12 protein-coding genes are annotated in these 16157 nt (G+C 75.2%); 4 read left to right on the top strand and 8 right to left on the bottom strand.

Features of this window, described 5'->3' with window-relative positions:
• Positions 1-362: 362 nt before the first annotated feature.
• Complete coding sequence (smc, locus tag EDJALFJO_RS04435; RefSeq protein WP_088282627.1) at positions 363-3926, top strand: chromosome segregation protein SMC; 3564 nt, start codon at positions 363-365, stop codon at positions 3924-3926.
• A 250-nt stretch (positions 3927-4176) separates the two neighbouring features.
• Here the strand turns inward: smc and EDJALFJO_RS33220 are convergent, their stop codons facing one another.
• The 3 genes from EDJALFJO_RS33220 to dacB are packed head-to-tail and all read right to left on the bottom strand — an operon-like array spanning position 4177 to position 7156.
• On the bottom strand, positions 4177-4551 hold the full coding sequence (locus EDJALFJO_RS33220) for an ATP-binding protein (RefSeq protein WP_143448288.1): 375 nt from the start codon (positions 4549-4551) through the stop codon (positions 4177-4179).
• Positions 4552-4558: 7 nt separating this feature from the next.
• Complete coding sequence (locus EDJALFJO_RS04425) at positions 4559-5647, bottom strand: zinc-dependent metalloprotease (protein ID WP_088282625.1); 1089 nt, start codon at positions 5645-5647, stop codon at positions 4559-4561.
• A 36-nt stretch (positions 5648-5683) separates the two neighbouring features.
• Positions 5684-7156: a D-alanyl-D-alanine carboxypeptidase/D-alanyl-D-alanine-endopeptidase gene (dacB, locus tag EDJALFJO_RS04420; protein WP_143448287.1), complete on the bottom strand. Its 1473-nt coding sequence runs from the start codon at positions 7154-7156 to the stop codon at positions 5684-5686.
• Between the two features lie 171 nt (positions 7157-7327).
• On the opposite strand from dacB, the gene EDJALFJO_RS04415 reads away from it, so the two are divergent.
• Complete coding sequence (locus tag EDJALFJO_RS04415) at positions 7328-7837, top strand: inorganic diphosphatase (RefSeq protein WP_088282621.1); 510 nt, start codon at positions 7328-7330, stop codon at positions 7835-7837.
• 226 nt (positions 7838-8063) lie between these two features.
• Here the strand turns inward: EDJALFJO_RS04415 and EDJALFJO_RS04410 are convergent, their stop codons facing one another.
• Positions 8064-8810 (bottom strand): TetR/AcrR family transcriptional regulator, encoded by a 747-nt coding sequence (locus EDJALFJO_RS04410; RefSeq protein ID WP_198949990.1) that lies wholly within the window; start codon positions 8808-8810, stop codon positions 8064-8066.
• A 145-nt stretch (positions 8811-8955) separates the two neighbouring features.
• On the opposite strand from EDJALFJO_RS04410, the gene EDJALFJO_RS04405 reads away from it, so the two are divergent.
• The gene (locus tag EDJALFJO_RS04405; protein ID WP_088282617.1) at positions 8956-9909 is read left to right on the top strand and encodes an NAD-dependent epimerase/dehydratase family protein; all 954 of its coding nucleotides are present in this window, start codon (positions 8956-8958) and stop codon (positions 9907-9909) included.
• An 88-nt stretch (positions 9910-9997) separates the two neighbouring features.
• On the opposite strand, the gene EDJALFJO_RS04400 is transcribed toward EDJALFJO_RS04405, so the two are convergent.
• A complete protein-coding gene (locus tag EDJALFJO_RS04400) occupies positions 9998-10171 on the bottom strand; it encodes a CsbD family protein (RefSeq protein WP_088282615.1) in 174 nt (57 codons plus the stop codon).
• A gap of 173 nt (positions 10172-10344) precedes the next feature.
• On the opposite strand from EDJALFJO_RS04400, the gene EDJALFJO_RS04395 reads away from it, so the two are divergent.
• Positions 10345-11781 (top strand): NAD(P)/FAD-dependent oxidoreductase, encoded by a 1437-nt coding sequence (locus tag EDJALFJO_RS04395; RefSeq protein ID WP_088282613.1) that lies wholly within the window; start codon positions 10345-10347, stop codon positions 11779-11781.
• Positions 11782-11814: 33 nt separating this feature from the next.
• On the opposite strand, the gene EDJALFJO_RS04390 is transcribed toward EDJALFJO_RS04395, so the two are convergent.
• From EDJALFJO_RS04390 to EDJALFJO_RS04380, 3 genes are read right to left on the bottom strand one after another with little or no spacing between them, the layout of a single operon-like run.
• Positions 11815-13053, bottom strand: a complete 1239-nt coding sequence (locus EDJALFJO_RS04390) for an MFS transporter (protein WP_088282611.1) — start codon at positions 13051-13053, stop codon at positions 11815-11817.
• Between the two features lie 40 nt (positions 13054-13093).
• The gene (locus EDJALFJO_RS04385) at positions 13094-13879 is read right to left on the bottom strand and encodes an aminoglycoside adenylyltransferase domain-containing protein (RefSeq protein WP_088282609.1); all 786 of its coding nucleotides are present in this window, start codon (positions 13877-13879) and stop codon (positions 13094-13096) included.
• A 22-nt stretch (positions 13880-13901) separates the two neighbouring features.
• Positions 13902-15692: an HNH endonuclease signature motif containing protein gene (locus tag EDJALFJO_RS04380; RefSeq protein ID WP_143448286.1), complete on the bottom strand. Its 1791-nt coding sequence runs from the start codon at positions 15690-15692 to the stop codon at positions 13902-13904.
• Positions 15693-16157 lie beyond the last annotated feature (465 nt).

The raw sequence follows: 16157 nt of genomic DNA, 5'->3' as shown, positions 1-16157 counted from the left end.
CCACCTACTCTTGACCGCCCAAGACCAACCCGTTGCACCCACCGCCTGAATCCGCCCGACCTCTGGTGTGCAAAGCACTCCAAAACGCGCGTTTGAGGTCGTTGTGCCACCAGAGGACGTGGCCGGGGTGCAGGACCCGCCAGAGGACGCCACCCGCGACGTGCCTCACCCGCCAGAGGACGCCGGGTGACGTGCAGGACCCGCCGGAGGACGGCACCGGCGTCCCGTCGCGATGTGGCCGGACGGCGATCGGCGGGCCTGTAGGGTGGCGTGCACCTTCCCCGGCGCTCGTCGCGCCGACCGCCCGGACCGCGGTCGGGACGCTGCACCGCAAGACCAAGCCGTCGTCGAGGAGACTCCGCGTGCACCTGAAGAGCCTCACCCTGAGGGGCTTCAAGTCCTTCGCGTCCGCGACGACCCTGCGGTTCGAACCCGGGATCACGTGCGTCGTCGGGCCGAACGGCTCGGGCAAGTCCAACGTCGTGGACGCCCTGAGCTGGGTCATGGGCGAGCAGGGGGCCAAGAGCCTGCGCGGCGGCAAGATGGAGGACGTCATCTTCGCCGGCACCTCCGGCCGCCCGCCGCTGGGCCGCGCCGAGGTCGCGCTGACGATCGACAACACCGACGGCGCGCTGCCGATCGACTACGCCGAGGTGACGATCTCGCGGACGATGTTCCGCTCCGGCGGCAGCGACTACGCGATCAACGGCAGCCCGTGCCGCCTCCTCGACATCCAGGAGCTGCTCTCCGACTCCGGCATCGGCCGGGAGATGCACGTCATCGTCGGCCAGGGCCAGCTCGACGCCGTGCTCCACGCCTCGCCCGAGGACCGCCGCGCCTTCATCGAGGAGGCGGCCGGCGTCCTCAAGCACCGCAAGCGCAAGGAGAAGGCGCTCCGCAAGCTCGACGCGATGCAGGCCAACCTCACGCGCGTCTCCGACCTCACCGCCGAGATCCGCCGCCAGCTCAAGCCGCTCGGCCGGCAGGCCGAGGTGGCCCGCCGCGCGCAGGTCGTGCAGGCCGACCTGCGCGACGCCCGGGCCCGGATCCTCGCCGACGACCTCGTGCAGCTGAGCACGACGCTCGAGGCGGAGGTCGCCGACGAGACCGCCCTGCGGCAGCGCAAGGAAGAGGTCGAGGCCGAGCTCGTCGCGGGCCGTGAGCGGCTCGCCGAGCTCGAGGAGACGGCGGCGTCCGCCGCCCCGCGCCTGGCCCGCGCGCAGGAGACCTGGTACCGGCTGTCGAGCCTGCGCGAGCGGATCCGCGGTACCGCGAGCCTGGCCGCCGACCGGCTCCGGATGCTCGCCGAGGCCGAGCCCGAGCGCCAGCCCGGCCGCGACCCCGAGGAGCTCGAGGCCCAGGCCCGCGCCGTCAAGGAGCAGGAGGACGCGCTCGCCGAGGAGGTCGCGGCCGCCCGCGAGGTCCTCGACACGTGCGTCGAGGCGCGGCACGACGCCGAGAAGGCCGAGGGCGACGAGGAGCGCCGGATCGTCGCGCTCCAGCGCGCGGCGGCCGACCGGCGCGAGGGGCTGGCCCGGCTCGCCGGCCAGGTCGCCGCGCGGCGCAGCCGCGTCGAGGCCGGTGACGAGGAGCTCGAGCGGCTCACGACGGGCATCGTCGAGGCCGAGGAGCGCGCCGAGGCCGCCCAGCAGGAGTTCACGGCGCTGGAGTCCCAGGTCGCCGGGCACGAGGCCGGCGAGCAGGGCCTCGACGCCGAGCACGAGGCGGCCGCCGCCCAGCTCGCCGAGGTCGAGGCCGAGGTCGAGCAGCTCCAGCAGACCGACCGGGACGCCGAGCGCGACCGCGCGACCTGGTCGGCCCGCAAGGAGGCCCTCGAGCTGGGTCTGCAGCGCAAGGACGGCGCCGGCGCGCTGCTCGCGGCGAGCGACCGGCTCTCCGGAGTGCTCGGCTCCGTCGCCGCCCTGCTCCAGGTCGACAGCGGCTACGAGAACGCGGTCGCGGCCGCCCTCGGAGTCGCCGCGGACGCCGTCGTCGTCGAGGACGCCGGCCGGGCCGACGCCGCGCTGCGCCTGCTCAAGGACGACGACGCCGGCCGGGCCGCCGTCCTCGTCGCGGGTGCCCCGCGGCCCGCCCCGGGCCAGCGCCCCGCGCTGCCCGCCGGTGCGCGCTGGGTGCGTGACCTCGTCCACACCCCCGCCGCGCTCGAGGGCGCCGTGGACCGGCTCCTCGCCGACACCGCGGTCGTCCCCGACCTGGACGTCGCCCGCGCCTTCGTCGACGCCCACCCGGGCACGAGCGCCGTGACCTTCGCCGGTGACGTCGTCACGGTCGGCCTGCTCCAGGGCGGCTCGGCGTCCGCGCCGTCCCTGCTCGAGGTCCAGGCCGCCGTCGACGAGGCGGCGGACAAGGTCGCCGACGCGGTCCGCCGGGCCGAGCAGGCCCGCTTCGCCCTCGCCGGGGCGACGGCCCGCCGGGACGCCGCCGTCGAGCGCGTCGAGGCGGCGCTCGACCGGCTCCACGAGTCCGACGCGCGGCTGTCCGCGGTCGCCGAGCAGCTCGGGCACCTCGGCTCCACCGCCCGCGCCGCTCGCGCCGAGGCCGACCGGCAGCGCAAGGCCGTCGTCGCCAAGCAGGAGGCGCTCGCCGCCGACCGGGAGGCCCTCGCCGAGCTCGAGGAGCGGCTCGAGGTCGCGCAGGAGAGCACGGACGACGAGGAGCCGTCGACGCAGGACCGCGACCGGCTCGCCGCCGCCGCGACCGCCGCGCGCTCGGCCGAGATGGAGGCCCGGCTCGCGCTGCGCACGTGCGAGGAGCGCGCCCGGGCGCTCTCCGGCCGTGCCGACTCCCTGCTCAAGGCCGCCGCCGCCGAGCGGGAGGCCCGGGCCCGCGCCGTCGCCCGCGAGGAGCGTCGCCGCAAGCAGGCCGTCACCGCGCGCGCCGTCCTCGCCGGGGCCGAGTACGCGCTCGCGCTGCTCGACTCCTCGCTGACCCGCGCCGACCAGCTCCGGCTGGCGGCCGACGAGGAGCGCCGGACCCGCGAGCGCGAGCTCCAGCAGTGCCGCGGCCACGTCGGCCGGCTCGCCGAGGAGCAGTCCCGGCTGCTCGACTCGGTGCACCGCGACGAGGTCGCCCGGGCCGAGCAGCGGGCCCGGATCGAGAACCTGCGCCAGCGCGCGGTCGACGAGCTGGGCATCGAGGCCGACACCCTCGTCGAGGAGTACGGCCCGCACCAGCCCGTCCCGCCGTCGCTGCTCGCCCCCGGCGAGCCCGAGCCCGCCGAGCCGCCGCTGCCGGCGCCGTTCGACCGGGCGGTCCAGGAGAAGCGGCTCAAGGCCGCGGAGCGGGCGCTCGCCCTGCTCGGCACGGTCAACCCGCTGGCGCTGGAGGAGTTCGCGGCGCTCGAGGAGCGGCACAAGTTCCTCACCGAGCAGCTCGAGGACCTCAAGGCGAGCCGGCGCGACCTCCTCGACATCGTCAAGGAGGTCGACGAGCGGGTCGAGCAGGTCTTCACCGAGGCGTACCACGACACCGCGCGCGAGTTCGAGGGCGTCTTCTCCCGGCTCTTCCCGGGCGGTGACGGTCGGCTCGTGCTCACCGACCCGTCCGACATGCTCACGACCGGGATCGAGGTCGAGGCCCGGCCGCCCGGCAAGAAGGTCAAGCGGCTGTCGCTGCTGTCCGGTGGCGAGCGCTCGCTCACGGCCGTGGCGCTGCTCGTCGCGATCTTCAAGGCCCGGCCGAGCCCGTTCTACGTCATGGACGAGGTCGAGGCCGCGCTCGACGACACGAACCTCGGCCGGCTCATCACGATCTTCGAGGAGCTGCGCGAGTCGAGCCAGCTCATCGTCATCACGCACCAGAAGCGGACGATGGAGGTCGCGGACGCGCTCTACGGCGTCACGATGCGCGGGGACGGCGTGACGACGGTCATCTCGCAGCGGCTGCGCGAGGAGCAGCCGGCCTGACCCGTCGGGGTCACCCACGGGTGTCGGTATGCCCGGTCCCGTCCGCTGTGACCGCGAATAGTGACATCTGATCTTGTTGTGCGCACCATAAGTCCAGATAACGATGCGGTCACAGGTTGCGGTGCGTAGCGGGCCCCGGTCGGCGGCCCTGCCGGGGTATGGGGCAGGCTAGGGGGGTGACTGCTCTGCTTGTGGGACTTCTTGTCTGTGTCGGTGTCGCGGTAGCCGTGATCGTCGTCGTCGCCCTTCCTCATCTGCGTGAGGGGGCCCCGCTGCTCACCCCGGAGGGGGAGCGGCTCGCCGAGGAGGCCCGCCGGAAGGCGGCCCGGGCGGCCGGTGCGGCAGCGGGCAGCGGCACGACCTCGACCGGGTCGAGGCCGAGCCCCCGGCACTGCTGCGCCGCCCGCCCGGCGACGTCCGCCGAGCCCGGCGCCCAGGCGTGGTCGACGACGACCGCGCCGGCCGGGCGCCCGGACCGTGGTGCGACGAAGGCGGTCGCGACGGCGAGCGCGAGCGAGTCCGCGCCGCCCGAGCACGCGACGAGGACGGGTCCGGCCGGGACCTGCGCGAGCGCGGCGCGGACTGCCGTCCGGGCCGCCGCGACGGCCGGGTGCGGGCCCGCCACGCGGCCGTCAGCCGTGGACCCGGCGCACCCACGCGACCGGGTCGGCGATCTCGACGGGCATCGGGAGCGTGTCGGGCGACTCCCAGACCCGGTTGAAGCCGTCGGTGCCGACCCGGGCCATGACCTCCCGGACGAACCGCGCCCCGTCGGCGTACTGGCGCATCTTCGCCTCGAGGCCGAGCAGCCGGCGCAGCAGCTGGTCGACGGCGCCGCGGCCGGCCCGGCGCTTGGTGAACCGGGAGCGGATCGTCTCGACCGAGGGGACGACCTGCGGCCCGACCTCGTCCATGACGACGTCCGCGTGCCCTTCGAGGAGGGACATCACGGCGGTGAGCCGGGCCAGGCCCGCACGCTGCTCCGGGGTCTGGACGGCGTCGAGCAGCGGCGCGCCGGAACCGGACGCCCCGCCGCGGAGCAGCTCGGGCAGGTTGCGCGCGACCGACGCGAGCCGTTCGGCGACCTGCGACGGCTCGACCATGAGCTGGCCGACGAGCCCGCGGACCTGGCCGACGAGGTGCGGTGCGAGCCAGGGGTTCGCGGTGAACTGGACCCGGTGCGTCTCCTCGTGCAGGCAGACCCACAGCCGGAAGTCCGACGGGTCGACGGCGAGCTCGCGCTCGACCTGGACGACGTTCGGCGCGACGAGCAGCAGCCGGCCGGGGCCCTCGCCGAACGCGTCGTACTGGCCGAGGACGCGCCCGGAGAGGAAGCCGAGCAGCCCGCCGACCTCGGCCGCCGTGACCCGGCTGCCGACCGCGGTGACCGCCGCGGCGGGCCGGTGCTCGCGGCGCTCGAAGGCCTCCGCGACGACCGGTGCCAGCAGGGTGCGGAAGGCGTCGGCGTTCGCCCGCGCCCAGCCCGGGCGGTCGACGACGAGCACGCCCTCCCCCGCCGGCGCGGACAGCCCGCTGACCCGGGCGACGTGCGGGGCGGCGCGGTGCGCGGCGGAGCGCAGGTCGGCGACGACGAGCGCGGCCTCGGCGCGCGGCAGCTGCGGGCCCGGCCGGCCGACGACGGCGGCGGTCCGGGCGGCGAGGTCCCAGTCGACGAGGAGGTCGACGGGCTCCGGGCGACCTTCGGCGGGCTGGGCGCTCATGTCCCCACCGTACGTGCCGCGCGTCCGGGTGCGCGGTCAGGAGCAGCCGCACCCCGCGAGGGCGGCCGCGACGGAGTCGAGGGCGTCGCGAGCGTCCCCGGTCGAGGTGACCCGGTCGGCGACGACGGCGAACGCGAGGAGCCGGCCGTCGGCGTCGACGACGGTGCCGGCGAGGCTGCTCGCCCCGGTGAGGGTGCCGGTCTTGGCCCGGACGACGCCCACGGCACCGCCCTGGCCCGCGCCGGAGTAGCGCTCGGCGAGGGTGCCGGTGACGCCGGCGACGGGCAGGCCGGTCAGCGTCGCCCGGAGCTCGGGGTGCTTCTCGGAGGCGGCCAGGACGATCGTCGCGGTGAGGGTGCGCGGGGCGATGACGCCGCCGCGGCCGAGCCCGCTGCCGCCGGTGAACCGGGCACCCGCTGTCGGCACCCCGAGCGCGGCGACCGCGTCGATGACCGCCCGGCCCGCGCCGTCGAACGTGGGCGGCTGGTCGCCACGGGCCGCGACGAGCCGGGCGAGGACCTCGGCGACGGTGTTGTCGCTCTGGTCGAGCATGTGCTCGACGACGTCCTGGACCGGGGCCCCGAGCACCTCGGCGACGGTCGGGGCGCCGGCGGGGGCCCGGCCGCGGCCGACCCCGGTCACCGTGATCCCGCGCTTGCCGAGGAGCGTGGCGAACGCGGTCGCGGCGGCCAGCGCCGGGTCGCTCGCGGTGGCCGGGTCTCCCGAGGAGGCCCGGCCGCTCTCGACGGCCAGCGGCGCCACCGGCGCGACGAACCCGGCGGTGAGGTCGGCGGGGCTCCACGCGGGCGACACCCGCGGCCCGCTGAAGAGGGTGTCGTCGAGCCGCAGCACGACCCGGGTGCGGCCTGCGGCGCGCAGGGCGTCGGCGGTGCCGTCCGCGAGGTCGGTGAGACCGGCGTGGCCGACGACCTTCGTCGGGTCGCCCCGGCCGGTCGCGAGGAGCATGTCGCCGCCGCCGACGAGGACGATCGTCGCGTCGTCCGCCCCGGGGACGACCCGGGTCGCGAGCCGCTCCTGCGGGCCGAGCACGGACAGCGCCGCGACCGCGGTGAGCAGCTTCGTCGTCGACGCCGGGGTGACGGGGGTCTGTGCGCCGCGGGCGAGCAGGTTCTCGCCGGTCTCGACGTCGGTGATGTCGTACTCCACCCGGCCGCCGAGCCCGGGGTCGGACAGCAGCGCCTCGAGCCGCCGGGACAGCCCCGCGGCGGTCGGCACCGGGGCCGCGCCGGTGAGCCCCGCGAGCACCGGCTCCGGCGCCGGGGCGACGAAGTCGCTCGCCGGGGGCGGGCCCAGGGTCTCGGTCGCGCTTGCGGTCGGGGCGGACGGCACGGTCGGGGCGGGCGCGGGGGCGCTCGAGGACGTCGCCGGGGCCGGGGCCGAGGAGGTCGTGGCAGGTCCGGACGACGCGGCGGAGGTGCCGCCGGCCGCGGTGCCCGCCGGTGGCTGCGGGACGCACGCGGCGAGCGCGACGGCGGCGGCCGTGCCCACGAGGGCAGCACGGAACGTCCGCGCAGCGACGTGACGCACATGACCCCCAGACGGCCGACCCACCCTCGGGCAGGACACTAGTGTGTGGACGGCTGCACACGGTGACGTACGGCGCGTCGTTCGCGCCTTCACAGGATGCGGGCGAGGACGCCCGCGAACGGGAGAGCGAACATGGCCGATTCCTTCGACGTGACGATCGAGATCCCCAAGGGGCAGCGGAACAAGTACGAGGTGGACCACGTGACGGGCCGGATCCGGCTCGACCGGATGCTCTTCACCTCGACGCGCTACCCGCACGACTACGGCTTCATCGAGGGCACCCTCGGCGAGGACGGCGACCCGCTGGACGCGCTGGTGATCCTCGAGGAGCCGACGTTCCCGGGCTGCCTCATCCGCTGCCGTGCGATCGGCATGTTCCACATGCGCGACGAGGCCGGCGGCGACGACAAGGTGCTCTGCATCCCCGCGGGCGACCCGCGGATGAACCACATCCAGGACCTCACGGACGTCAGCGAGTTCGACCGCCTGGAGATCCAGCACTTCTTCGAGACCTACAAGGACCTCGAGCCGGGCAAGAGCGTCGAGGGCGCCCACTGGGCGGACCGGGCCGGGGCGTACGCCGAGATCGCGGCGTCCCGCAAGCGGCTCGCGGACAACCCGGAGAGCGGCCTGCACCACTGAGGCGCACGGGCAGCACCGAACCTGGTGCCGGCACTGAAGTTCGGGGCCCCCACGGCCGACACCTCCCGTATGGGCGCACCAGGCTCCGCGCTGCCGGGCCTCCCCCGGCCGCGTCGCGGCCGCCCGGCGAAGCCGTGCGGCTGCCCCCGCACCTGCTGGCACGACGCCGTCGCGGGGCCGCCTGCCGAGCCGTCCGGGACGCCGTCCGATGCAGGACCCGCACCGGTCACGGGCGAGGAGCCGGCGTCCGGGTCGTCACCGCGGACGTCCTGCGCAGAGCCTCGGTGAAGAAGGCCTCGCGCTGCGAGGCCGCCTCGGCGAGGACGTTGTGGAACTGGCCGAACTGCTCCATCGAGACCAGGCCGAGCAGCGTGCTCCACGCCATGATGCCGCGCACGACGAGGTCGTCGGGCACGACGTCCGGGATCGCGGCCCGCACCGGGCCGAGCGAGCGCCGGACGGCGGCCGGCACCTCGGGCGCGGCGGCCGGGTCGTAGACCCCCGCCGCCACGGCGTCGGCGAGGACCCCGATGAGGATCGCCGGCACCCGGGTGGCCGGCGCGATGGTGTCCTGCGGGGCCGCGTACCCCGGCACGGGTGAGCCGTAGATGAGCGCGTACTCGTGCGGGTGCTCGATCGCCCAGGTGCGGACGGCCCGGCCGACGGCGACGAAGCGCCCGTCGAGGTCGGTGCGCGGCACCTTGGCCTCGGCCTTCTCCGCGGCGGCCCCGAGCGCGTCGTAGGCCTCGATGATGAGCAGCGTCAGCAGGTCGTCGCGGCTCGGCACGTAGCGGTACACCGCGGAGGAGACCATCCCCAGCTCGCGGGCGACAGCCCGCAGCGACAGGTTCGCCGGGCCGTCCTGCGCGAGATGGCGGCGGGCGGTCTCGACGATGGCCCGGGTGAGCTCGACCCGGGCCCGGGCCCGGACACCCAGCACGGGCCGGTCCTCGACGCTCTTCTCCTGCGGCACGCCTCCATGATGGCCCGCCTCGTGAGCACTGACAACAACCGAGAGCACCGCTCTTGACTTTGCCGCCCCGTCGGACGCATGCTCTCCGTAGAGAGCAGTGCTCTTGTTTCGGAGCATCGCTCGACCCACTCGAGAGGATCGCGTCATGTCGCAGCAGCAGCTCCACGTCGTCGTCGGTGCCGGGGCGGTGGGGACGGCGGTCGCCGGGCTCCTCGCGGACGCCGGGCACACCGTCCGGGTCGTCACCCGTTCCGGCTCCGGGCCGCGCCGGGACGGCGTCGAGCTCGTCGCGGCGGACGCCGCCGACGGCGCCCGGCTCACCGACCTCGCCCGCGGCGCGACCGCGCTCTACAACTGCGCCAACCCGCCGTATCACCGCTGGGCGACCGACTGGCCGCCGATCGCCGCGGCCCTGCTCGGGGCCGCGGAGTCGTCCGGCGCCGTGCTCGCCACGGTGTCGAACCTCTACGTCTACGGGCCGGTCGACGCCCCCATGACCGAGAGCACGCCGATGGCGGCCACCGGGACGAAGGGGCGGGTCCGGCGGCAGATGTGGCTCGACGCGCTCGCGGCGCACGAGGCGGGACGGGTGCGGGCGACCGAGGTCCGCGGCTCGGACTACCTCGGGCCGCACGCCCAGAGCCAGATCACCGAGGGGACGCTGAAGCGGATGCTCGCGGGCAAGGCGGCCTACGTGATCGGCGAGCCGGACGTCGTCCACACCTGGACGGCGACCCGGGACGCCGCCCGCACCCTCGTCGCCGCCGCCGCGACCGAGCAGGCCTGGGGCCGGCCGTGGCACGTGCCGTCGCACGACGCGGTGCCGGTGCGGCAGGTCGTCGCGGACATGTGCCGGGTGGCCGGGGTGCCTGCGGTCGACGTCCGCCGGATCCCCGGGCTCGTCCGGTCCGCCGGCCGGGCGTTCGTGCCGTTCCTCCGCGAGCTGCCCGAGGTGATGCACCAGCACGAGCGGCCGTGGGTCATGGACTCGAGCGCCGCCCGCGCCACCCTGGGCCTGGAGCCGACGCCGTGGGACGACGTCCTGCGCGGGATGGTCGACGCGGTGCGCGGCGAGCAGCAGGGCCGGCGCGCGGCCTGACCGAACGACGACGGCACCGGTGCGGGAGCCCCGGTGCCGTCGCGTTCGTGGTGCGGGTCGTTCTGGTGCTGGTCCTGCTCGGTGCGGGTCAGCGCTTGAACGCGTCCTTGACCTTCTCCGCGGCCTGCTTGATGTCGCTCTTGGACTGGTCGGCGCGCCCCTCGGCCTCGAGACGCTCGTTGTCGGTCGCGCGGCCGAGACCCTCCTTGGCCTTGCCCGTCAGCTCGTCGGCCTTGTTCGCGGCCTTGTCGTCGATGCCCATGTCGCTTCACCTCTCCGTCCGGCGGCGCCGGGTGGCGCCGTCCGTGACAGGCCAACACGGTTCGCTGCCGGGGGCACATCGAGGCGGACACTTCGGGCGCGGGCCCGGCGCCCGGACACGGGTGCCGGGCGACTCGACGGGCACGCCCCGGCGGCCCTGGGGACCATGCGGGCATGACTCAGGACGTGGTCCGCGGCGCGGGGTTCGACGCCGTCGTCGTCGGCGCCGGCTCGGGCGGCGAGGTCGTCGCGCAGGCGCTCGCCGGGGCGGGGTGGAGCGTCGCGGTCGTGGAGAGCGGCCTCGTCGGCGGCGAGTGCCCGTACCTCGCGTGCGTGCCGAGCAAGGCGCTGCTGCTCGCGGCCGGGCGGCACCGGGAGACGGCGAGCATCGATCACGAACAGGCCTGGGCGGACGCCGTCCGGCGCCGGGACGAGGCGTCCGAGCACCGGGACGACACGGCGACGGCGGCGGCGCTCGCCGAGGCCGGGGTGACGCTCCTGCGCGGCCGGGGCCGGGTCGTCGCGCGGGAGCCGGGCGGCCCCGGCGGCACGGTGCTCGTCGAGGACGACGCGGGCGGGGGGCACCGGATCCGGTGGCGGCGGGCCCTCGTGCTGGGGACCGGCAGCGCACCGCTGCCGCCCCCGGTCGACGGGCTGGACGCCGTCCCGACGTGGACGAGCGACGAGGCGCTGTCGTCGCCGCTGCTGCCGGGACGCCTCGTCGTCCTCGGCGGCGGGGCGGTGGGCTGCGAGCTGGCCCAGGTCTACGCCTCGTTCGGGGTCGCCGTGACGCTCGTCGAGCCGCAGGGCTCGCTGCTCGGCACGGAGCCCGGCTGGGTCGGCGACGCGGTCGCGGAGGCGCTGCGCGCCGTCCGGGTGGACGTCCGGACCGGCACCGGGGCCGACCGTGCGGAACCGTTGCCCGACAAGGGGTTGCTGCTCCACCTCTCGGACGGCTCGACCGTCGGGGCGGACCGTGTGCTCGTCGTGGCGGGCCGGGCGCCGCGGACGGCGGGGCTCGGGCTCGAGCTCCTCGGCGCGGACGTCGACGAGGGCGCGCCGCTGACCGTCGACGCCCGCTGCCGCGTCGTCGGCGCGGAGGGTGCCGGGCTCGCGGACGTGTTCGCCGTCGGCGACGTCACCAGGGTCGCGCCCTACACCCACACGGCGTCGTACCAGGGCCGGCTCGTCGCGGCGCACCTCCTCGGTCACGGCCGGGACGCGGACTACTCGGGCGTCCCGCGGGCGGTCTACACGCAGCCGCCGGTGTTCTCGGTGGGCCGGACGGCGGCCGGTCCCGACGGCTCGCCGGACCCTGCCGTGCTCGGCGCACGGTTCGACCTGCGCGGGACCGCCCGGGCCTTCGTCGAGGAGCGCAGCGACGGGCGGCTGGAGCTGGTCTGCGACGCGGCGTCCGGGGTGCTCGTCGGCGCGACCGCCGTCGGCCCCGCCGCCGACTCCTGGGCGGGCGAGCTGGCCCTCGCGGTGCGGGCCGGGATCACGGTCGACGTCCTCGCCGACCACGTCCGGGCCTTCCCGACGTGGTCGGAGGCGATCCGGCCGCCGGCGCAGGAGCTCGCGGACCGGGTGCGCGCGGGCGGCGTCCGCTGACGACCTGACGAAGGCAGGGGACCCGACTGCCGGTCAGACGGGCTCCGCCGGGAGCCGCACCCGCCGGAAGCCGGTCGCGCCGAGGCCGAGCGCGCTGAGGAGGAAGCCGGCGGCGGCCACGGCGAGAACGGTCCGGAAGCCGAACGCGTCACCGAGCACGCCGCCGAGCGGCGCGCCGACGACGATCATCGCCCGGTTGACCGAACGCCTCGTCGCGTTCGTCCGGCCCTGCAGCCGGTCGGGTGTCACCGCCTGCCAGTAGCCCATCTCGTTCGCGTTCTCGGCCCCCATCGAGAGGCCGAGGACCAGCTGCCCGGCGCCGAGCAGCAGCCAGCCGGGCCACCCCTCGGTGCTCAGCGCGACGAGCGCCCAGGCGACCGCTGTCGTCACCCGCGCGCCGACGACCACCCGCCCCGCGCCGAGGCTCGAGCCGAGACGGGCGGCCGTCAGTGCGCCGAGCAGTCCCCCGACCCCGCCCACCGCGAGGGCGATCCCGAGCCCGAACGGGCTCAGGCCCAGGGTCCGCAGGGCGTACGGCGGCAGGACGGCCCCCGCGGCCGCCGAGCTGAGGAACCAGCCGTGGGTGCTCAGGGCGAGCGGCCGCAGCACCTGGTGCCCGTAGATCCACCGCAGCCCCTCCGCCGCCTCCCGGCCGATCCCACGCGCCGATCGCGGTCCCGGCGGCGGCTCCTCGACCGGCAGACGGAGCAGGAGCAGCCCGGACACGAGGTAGCTCACGGCGTCCACCAGCACCGCCCAGGGCGCGGTGAGCACCGACACGAGAGCACCGGCCAGGGCCGGTCCTGAGGTCTGCGCCACCGCGTCGCTCTGGTCCAGCCGGGCGTTGGCCCGCGTGAGCAGCCTGGGCGGCACCAGCCGCGGGACCAGCGACTGCGACGCGGCGTCGTGCACGAGGGAGAGCAGACCGAAACCGGCCATGACGACCATGAGCAGGCCGATCGACAGGTGCCCGGTCACCGCGAGCACCGGGATCGCCGTGAGCAGCACCGCGCGCCCGAGATCGGCGCCCACGAGCAGGCCGCGCCGTCGGGACCGGTCGACCAGGACCCCCACGAGCAGCCCGAAGAGCAGGTAGGGCAGCCACCGGGCGGAGCTCACCAGTCCGACGGCGGTCGCCCCCTCGTGCAGCGTCACCACGACGACGACCTGCACCGCCATCGTCGTGACGTAGCTTCCGAAGGCCGACACGGTGGCGGCCGCCCAGAAGCCACGGAAGCCCGGACGGTCGCGCAGCCGCTCGCTCGTCGCCATCACGCCCATCATTGACCCGGGCGCCGCCGTGCTGCGGCCGCTATCGCACCGCGTCGGCGAGCACTGCGGTCGAGAAGCGGCGCACGTCATCGACGGGGAGGACGTCGTCAGGGCCGGGTCCGCCACCCGCGCCGTAGATCTTCAGCGCACGCGCCACGAGCGGGCTCCAGGCCGGGTACCTCTGCGCCGCCCACCCGGCTGCGGCACGTTTGGACGCCACCTCGCCGACGTGTGCCGATGTGTAGGCGCAGCGGCACAACGTGAGCACCGCGTAGGCGCGGTAGCCGAGGTACCCGAGCGGCGCGACGTCGCCGGCGACCCAGGTGCGCCACATGACGGCGAGCTCGCGCACGAGCGCCGTCACGTCGCCTGTCGGGAGCGGGTCGATGAGACCTGCGGGCTCGGGGCCGTACAGCGCGGCACCGGAACGTCGAAGCGTCTCGCGGTTCAGCAGCCAGTCGACCCCGACGGTGCACACCTCGAAGCCGTCACCGTGGCTGAACATCGGCTGCGCGAAGTCGGCGCGGTAGGTGCGCAGCTCGGCGAGCGGGATGTAGGCGAGCTCGACGCGGTCGTGCCACCGCGGGTGGGCGGCGGTGACACCGGCGTACGCGGCACGCAGCGGGTCGTGGTCGCCGATGTCGAGCGGGCCGGTGAGCACCGCGACGAGGTCGATGTCGCTGACGACGGGATCGAAGTCACCGGTCACGAGCGAGCCGTACACGTAGACGCCGACGAGCCGGTCCCCGAGCACTGCCAGGTTGGCCGCGACCATCTCGTCGATGGTGGCGAGCGTGTCGGCGTCCGTGGTGTGCAGAGCAGGCATGCGTCATTGTGCCGCCCCTCCGTCAGAACGGAGGCGGGTCCCCCGCCAGGATGCCGGCGGCACGAGCGGTGTCGGACGGCGACCGCACCGGTGCCGTCGGGGGCAGCGGGGCGTGGGGTAGCGCGGTGTAGGCGCGTCCGGTGCGGGTGACCCAGGTGATGGTGCCGGGTGGGTCGCCAGGGTCGTCCCGCTGTTCCGGGACGAGGAGCCCGGCGGTCTTGAGCCGATGACACGGTCGGCAGAGCGGCCGCACATTGCAGCCACACGTAGATCCGCCCCGCGCGTACGGCGTCGCATGATCGAGATCGCAGCGCCACGACGCCTTCTCGCAGTGGGGCGCAGTACAGGTCGGATATGCGTGCTCGACGAGCAGCTTGAGTCGTTCGCTCGCGACGTACCCGGGGCTGAACGTGTTCTTCCCGACCCCAAGGACGGTGCCGTGCTCACCGTCGACGACCAGGCACCGGAAGACACCGTTCCTGACCAGATCACGGATCGCGTCGGCAGGGATGGGGCCGTAACCGTTGAGGGTTCCGGGGTCGTCCACCAGGCCCATGAGCGTCTCTGCGGACACGGTGACGTTGACCGCCACCTGCACGTCGGGCCAGGTCGAGGTGAACCACGCAGGCACAGACTGGTCTTCGGCGCTGGCCGCCGGCGTGCCGGCCGTCTCAGATCCAGCAGGGCGCGTCGTGGGTGGCGTCGACAGCGTGGCGTCGGCAGGGACGCAGCCCACAGGCACTGGCAGGACCTCGGCCGGGACGGGCAGGTAGCCGCTGGTGCAGCCGGTGACGAACAGGTCGTGCCGGAGCTGGTCCAACGTGCGCGCGTCACCCTGCGCGCGGAGGTAGCGGGCGGCGGCATCGAGGCCGTTGTAGGCGGCGGTGATCGCCTCACCCGGCCCAACCGCGGTGAACAGCGCCTCACCGTCCTCGCCGGTCTGGATGCTGACCCGGCGGCCCCTGCGGTTGCGTTCGCGGCGCCGGGCCTCGGCCTCCGCGTCGACCGCGAGGACTGCGGCGGTCAGGGCCTTCTCGAACCTGCGGCTGCCCCCGTCCAGCACACCCCTGGTCTGGTACACCAGCGCCTCGACGGCTCGCGCCTTGTCGGCGGTCAGCCCGCTGGTGCGGGACAGGACCAGCCGCAGCCGTGGCCAGTCGAGGCGGCCCTGCTGCAGGACCTGCTCCGTGAGCGGCAGCCTCTCGTCGGCGAAGACAGTCGCAGCCTCGATCAGGGCGTAGGCCTTGCTGCGGGTGATCCCCGCCGCGCACGCGAGCTGGACGGCCACCTCGTCGGCGACCAGGGCGTCCTGGTCGCCCATCAGCCGCCGGCCGGTGCGGGTCTTGCGGGGCAGCGACGGGGTGTTCCCGAGCCGGGCGGTCAGGATCGTGCCGGTGTGGGCGACCTGCAGCCACAGGCCGTGGTTCTCCTGCCGACGCAAGGCCGCGAAGGCGGAGATGGCAGCGTCCCGCAGATCGTCGCTGAAGCCCTCTGTGTCGGCCTGTGCCGGTGTCCACGCCGCGGCGCCGTCGAGGACCTCCAGCGCCGCCGCGAGCGACTCGACCCCGGGTGCACCGTCCAACACGGTCCGCCGCTCGACCGCGTCCCGACGGTCATCAGCGGCGACCTGCGCGTACAGCGACGCCAGCTCGGCATCCCAGTCCGCCTGCACCGCAACCGGATCCGCCCACCACGCATCCACCAACCGCTCAGCCCGCGCATCCGCGACCGCCCGCTGGAACTCCTCGCCCTCGGTCGGCCAGTCCGCCAGATCCGCTGCCGTCAGCCGGATCTGCCCACCGAGCGGGTCCACCGGAAGCTCGTCGTCGGGCAGGTCGACACCGGCCCCGACGACCCCCTCGCCGGACCTCGACCTGCACCCGCGCACCCTCCCGACCATGATCCGAGTCTAGTGCAACCTGCCACCTATGTCGAACGTTTGTTCGAGAGAGAATCGTTCTCTCGCAAGGGGTCAGGTCCAGCACTCATCGGCGGGACGACAGCGGCTGGTGGGGCGGGGCTGCGGCCGGGGGTACGCACGGATCCTCCGCCTGTCGAGACGGGGGCTTGTCGTGGGGGTGGGTGCCGAACCCGTCTCGACAAGCGGACGATCCGAGAGTCCCCGGCCACGACCCCGCCCCACCTGCTGCTGTCTTCTCGCCTGGTGAGGTGGGGAGGCGGGGTGCCGTCGACAATCGTCTTCGAACATGTGTTCTGCATATTTGGTTGTCTCAAGTAGAATGCGACATGGGCACGGGACCTGTTGCGGGCGTGGACT

It is taken from the genome of Kineosporia sp. A_224, assembly GCF_002198655.1.
In the GTDB taxonomy this organism is placed as follows: domain Bacteria; phylum Actinomycetota; class Actinomycetes; order Actinomycetales; family Kineosporiaceae; genus R-H-3.
The sequence above is the reverse complement of the archived record's forward strand: the minus strand, read 5'-3'. Positions and strand labels throughout refer to the sequence as shown.

Excerpts from the sequence above, each read along its gene's own strand:
- EDJALFJO_RS04425 (WP_088282625.1), bottom strand. The coding sequence starts at position 5,647 with ATGAGCGCCCAGCCCGCCGAAGGTCGCCCGGAGCCCGTCGACCTCCTC.
- EDJALFJO_RS04415 (WP_088282621.1), top strand. The coding sequence starts at position 7,328 with ATGGCCGATTCCTTCGACGTGACGATCGAGATCCCCAAGGGGCAGCGG.
- EDJALFJO_RS04405 (WP_088282617.1), top strand. The coding sequence starts at position 8,956 with ATGTCGCAGCAGCAGCTCCACGTCGTCGTCGGTGCCGGGGCGGTGGGG.
- EDJALFJO_RS04400 (WP_088282615.1), bottom strand. The coding sequence starts at position 10,171 with ATGGGCATCGACGACAAGGCCGCGAACAAGGCCGACGAGCTGACGGGC.
- EDJALFJO_RS04395 (WP_088282613.1), top strand. The coding sequence starts at position 10,345 with ATGACTCAGGACGTGGTCCGCGGCGCGGGGTTCGACGCCGTCGTCGTC.
- EDJALFJO_RS04390 (WP_088282611.1), bottom strand. The coding sequence starts at position 13,053 with ATGGCGACGAGCGAGCGGCTGCGCGACCGTCCGGGCTTCCGTGGCTTC.
- EDJALFJO_RS04385 (WP_088282609.1), bottom strand. The coding sequence starts at position 13,879 with ATGCCTGCTCTGCACACCACGGACGCCGACACGCTCGCCACCATCGAC.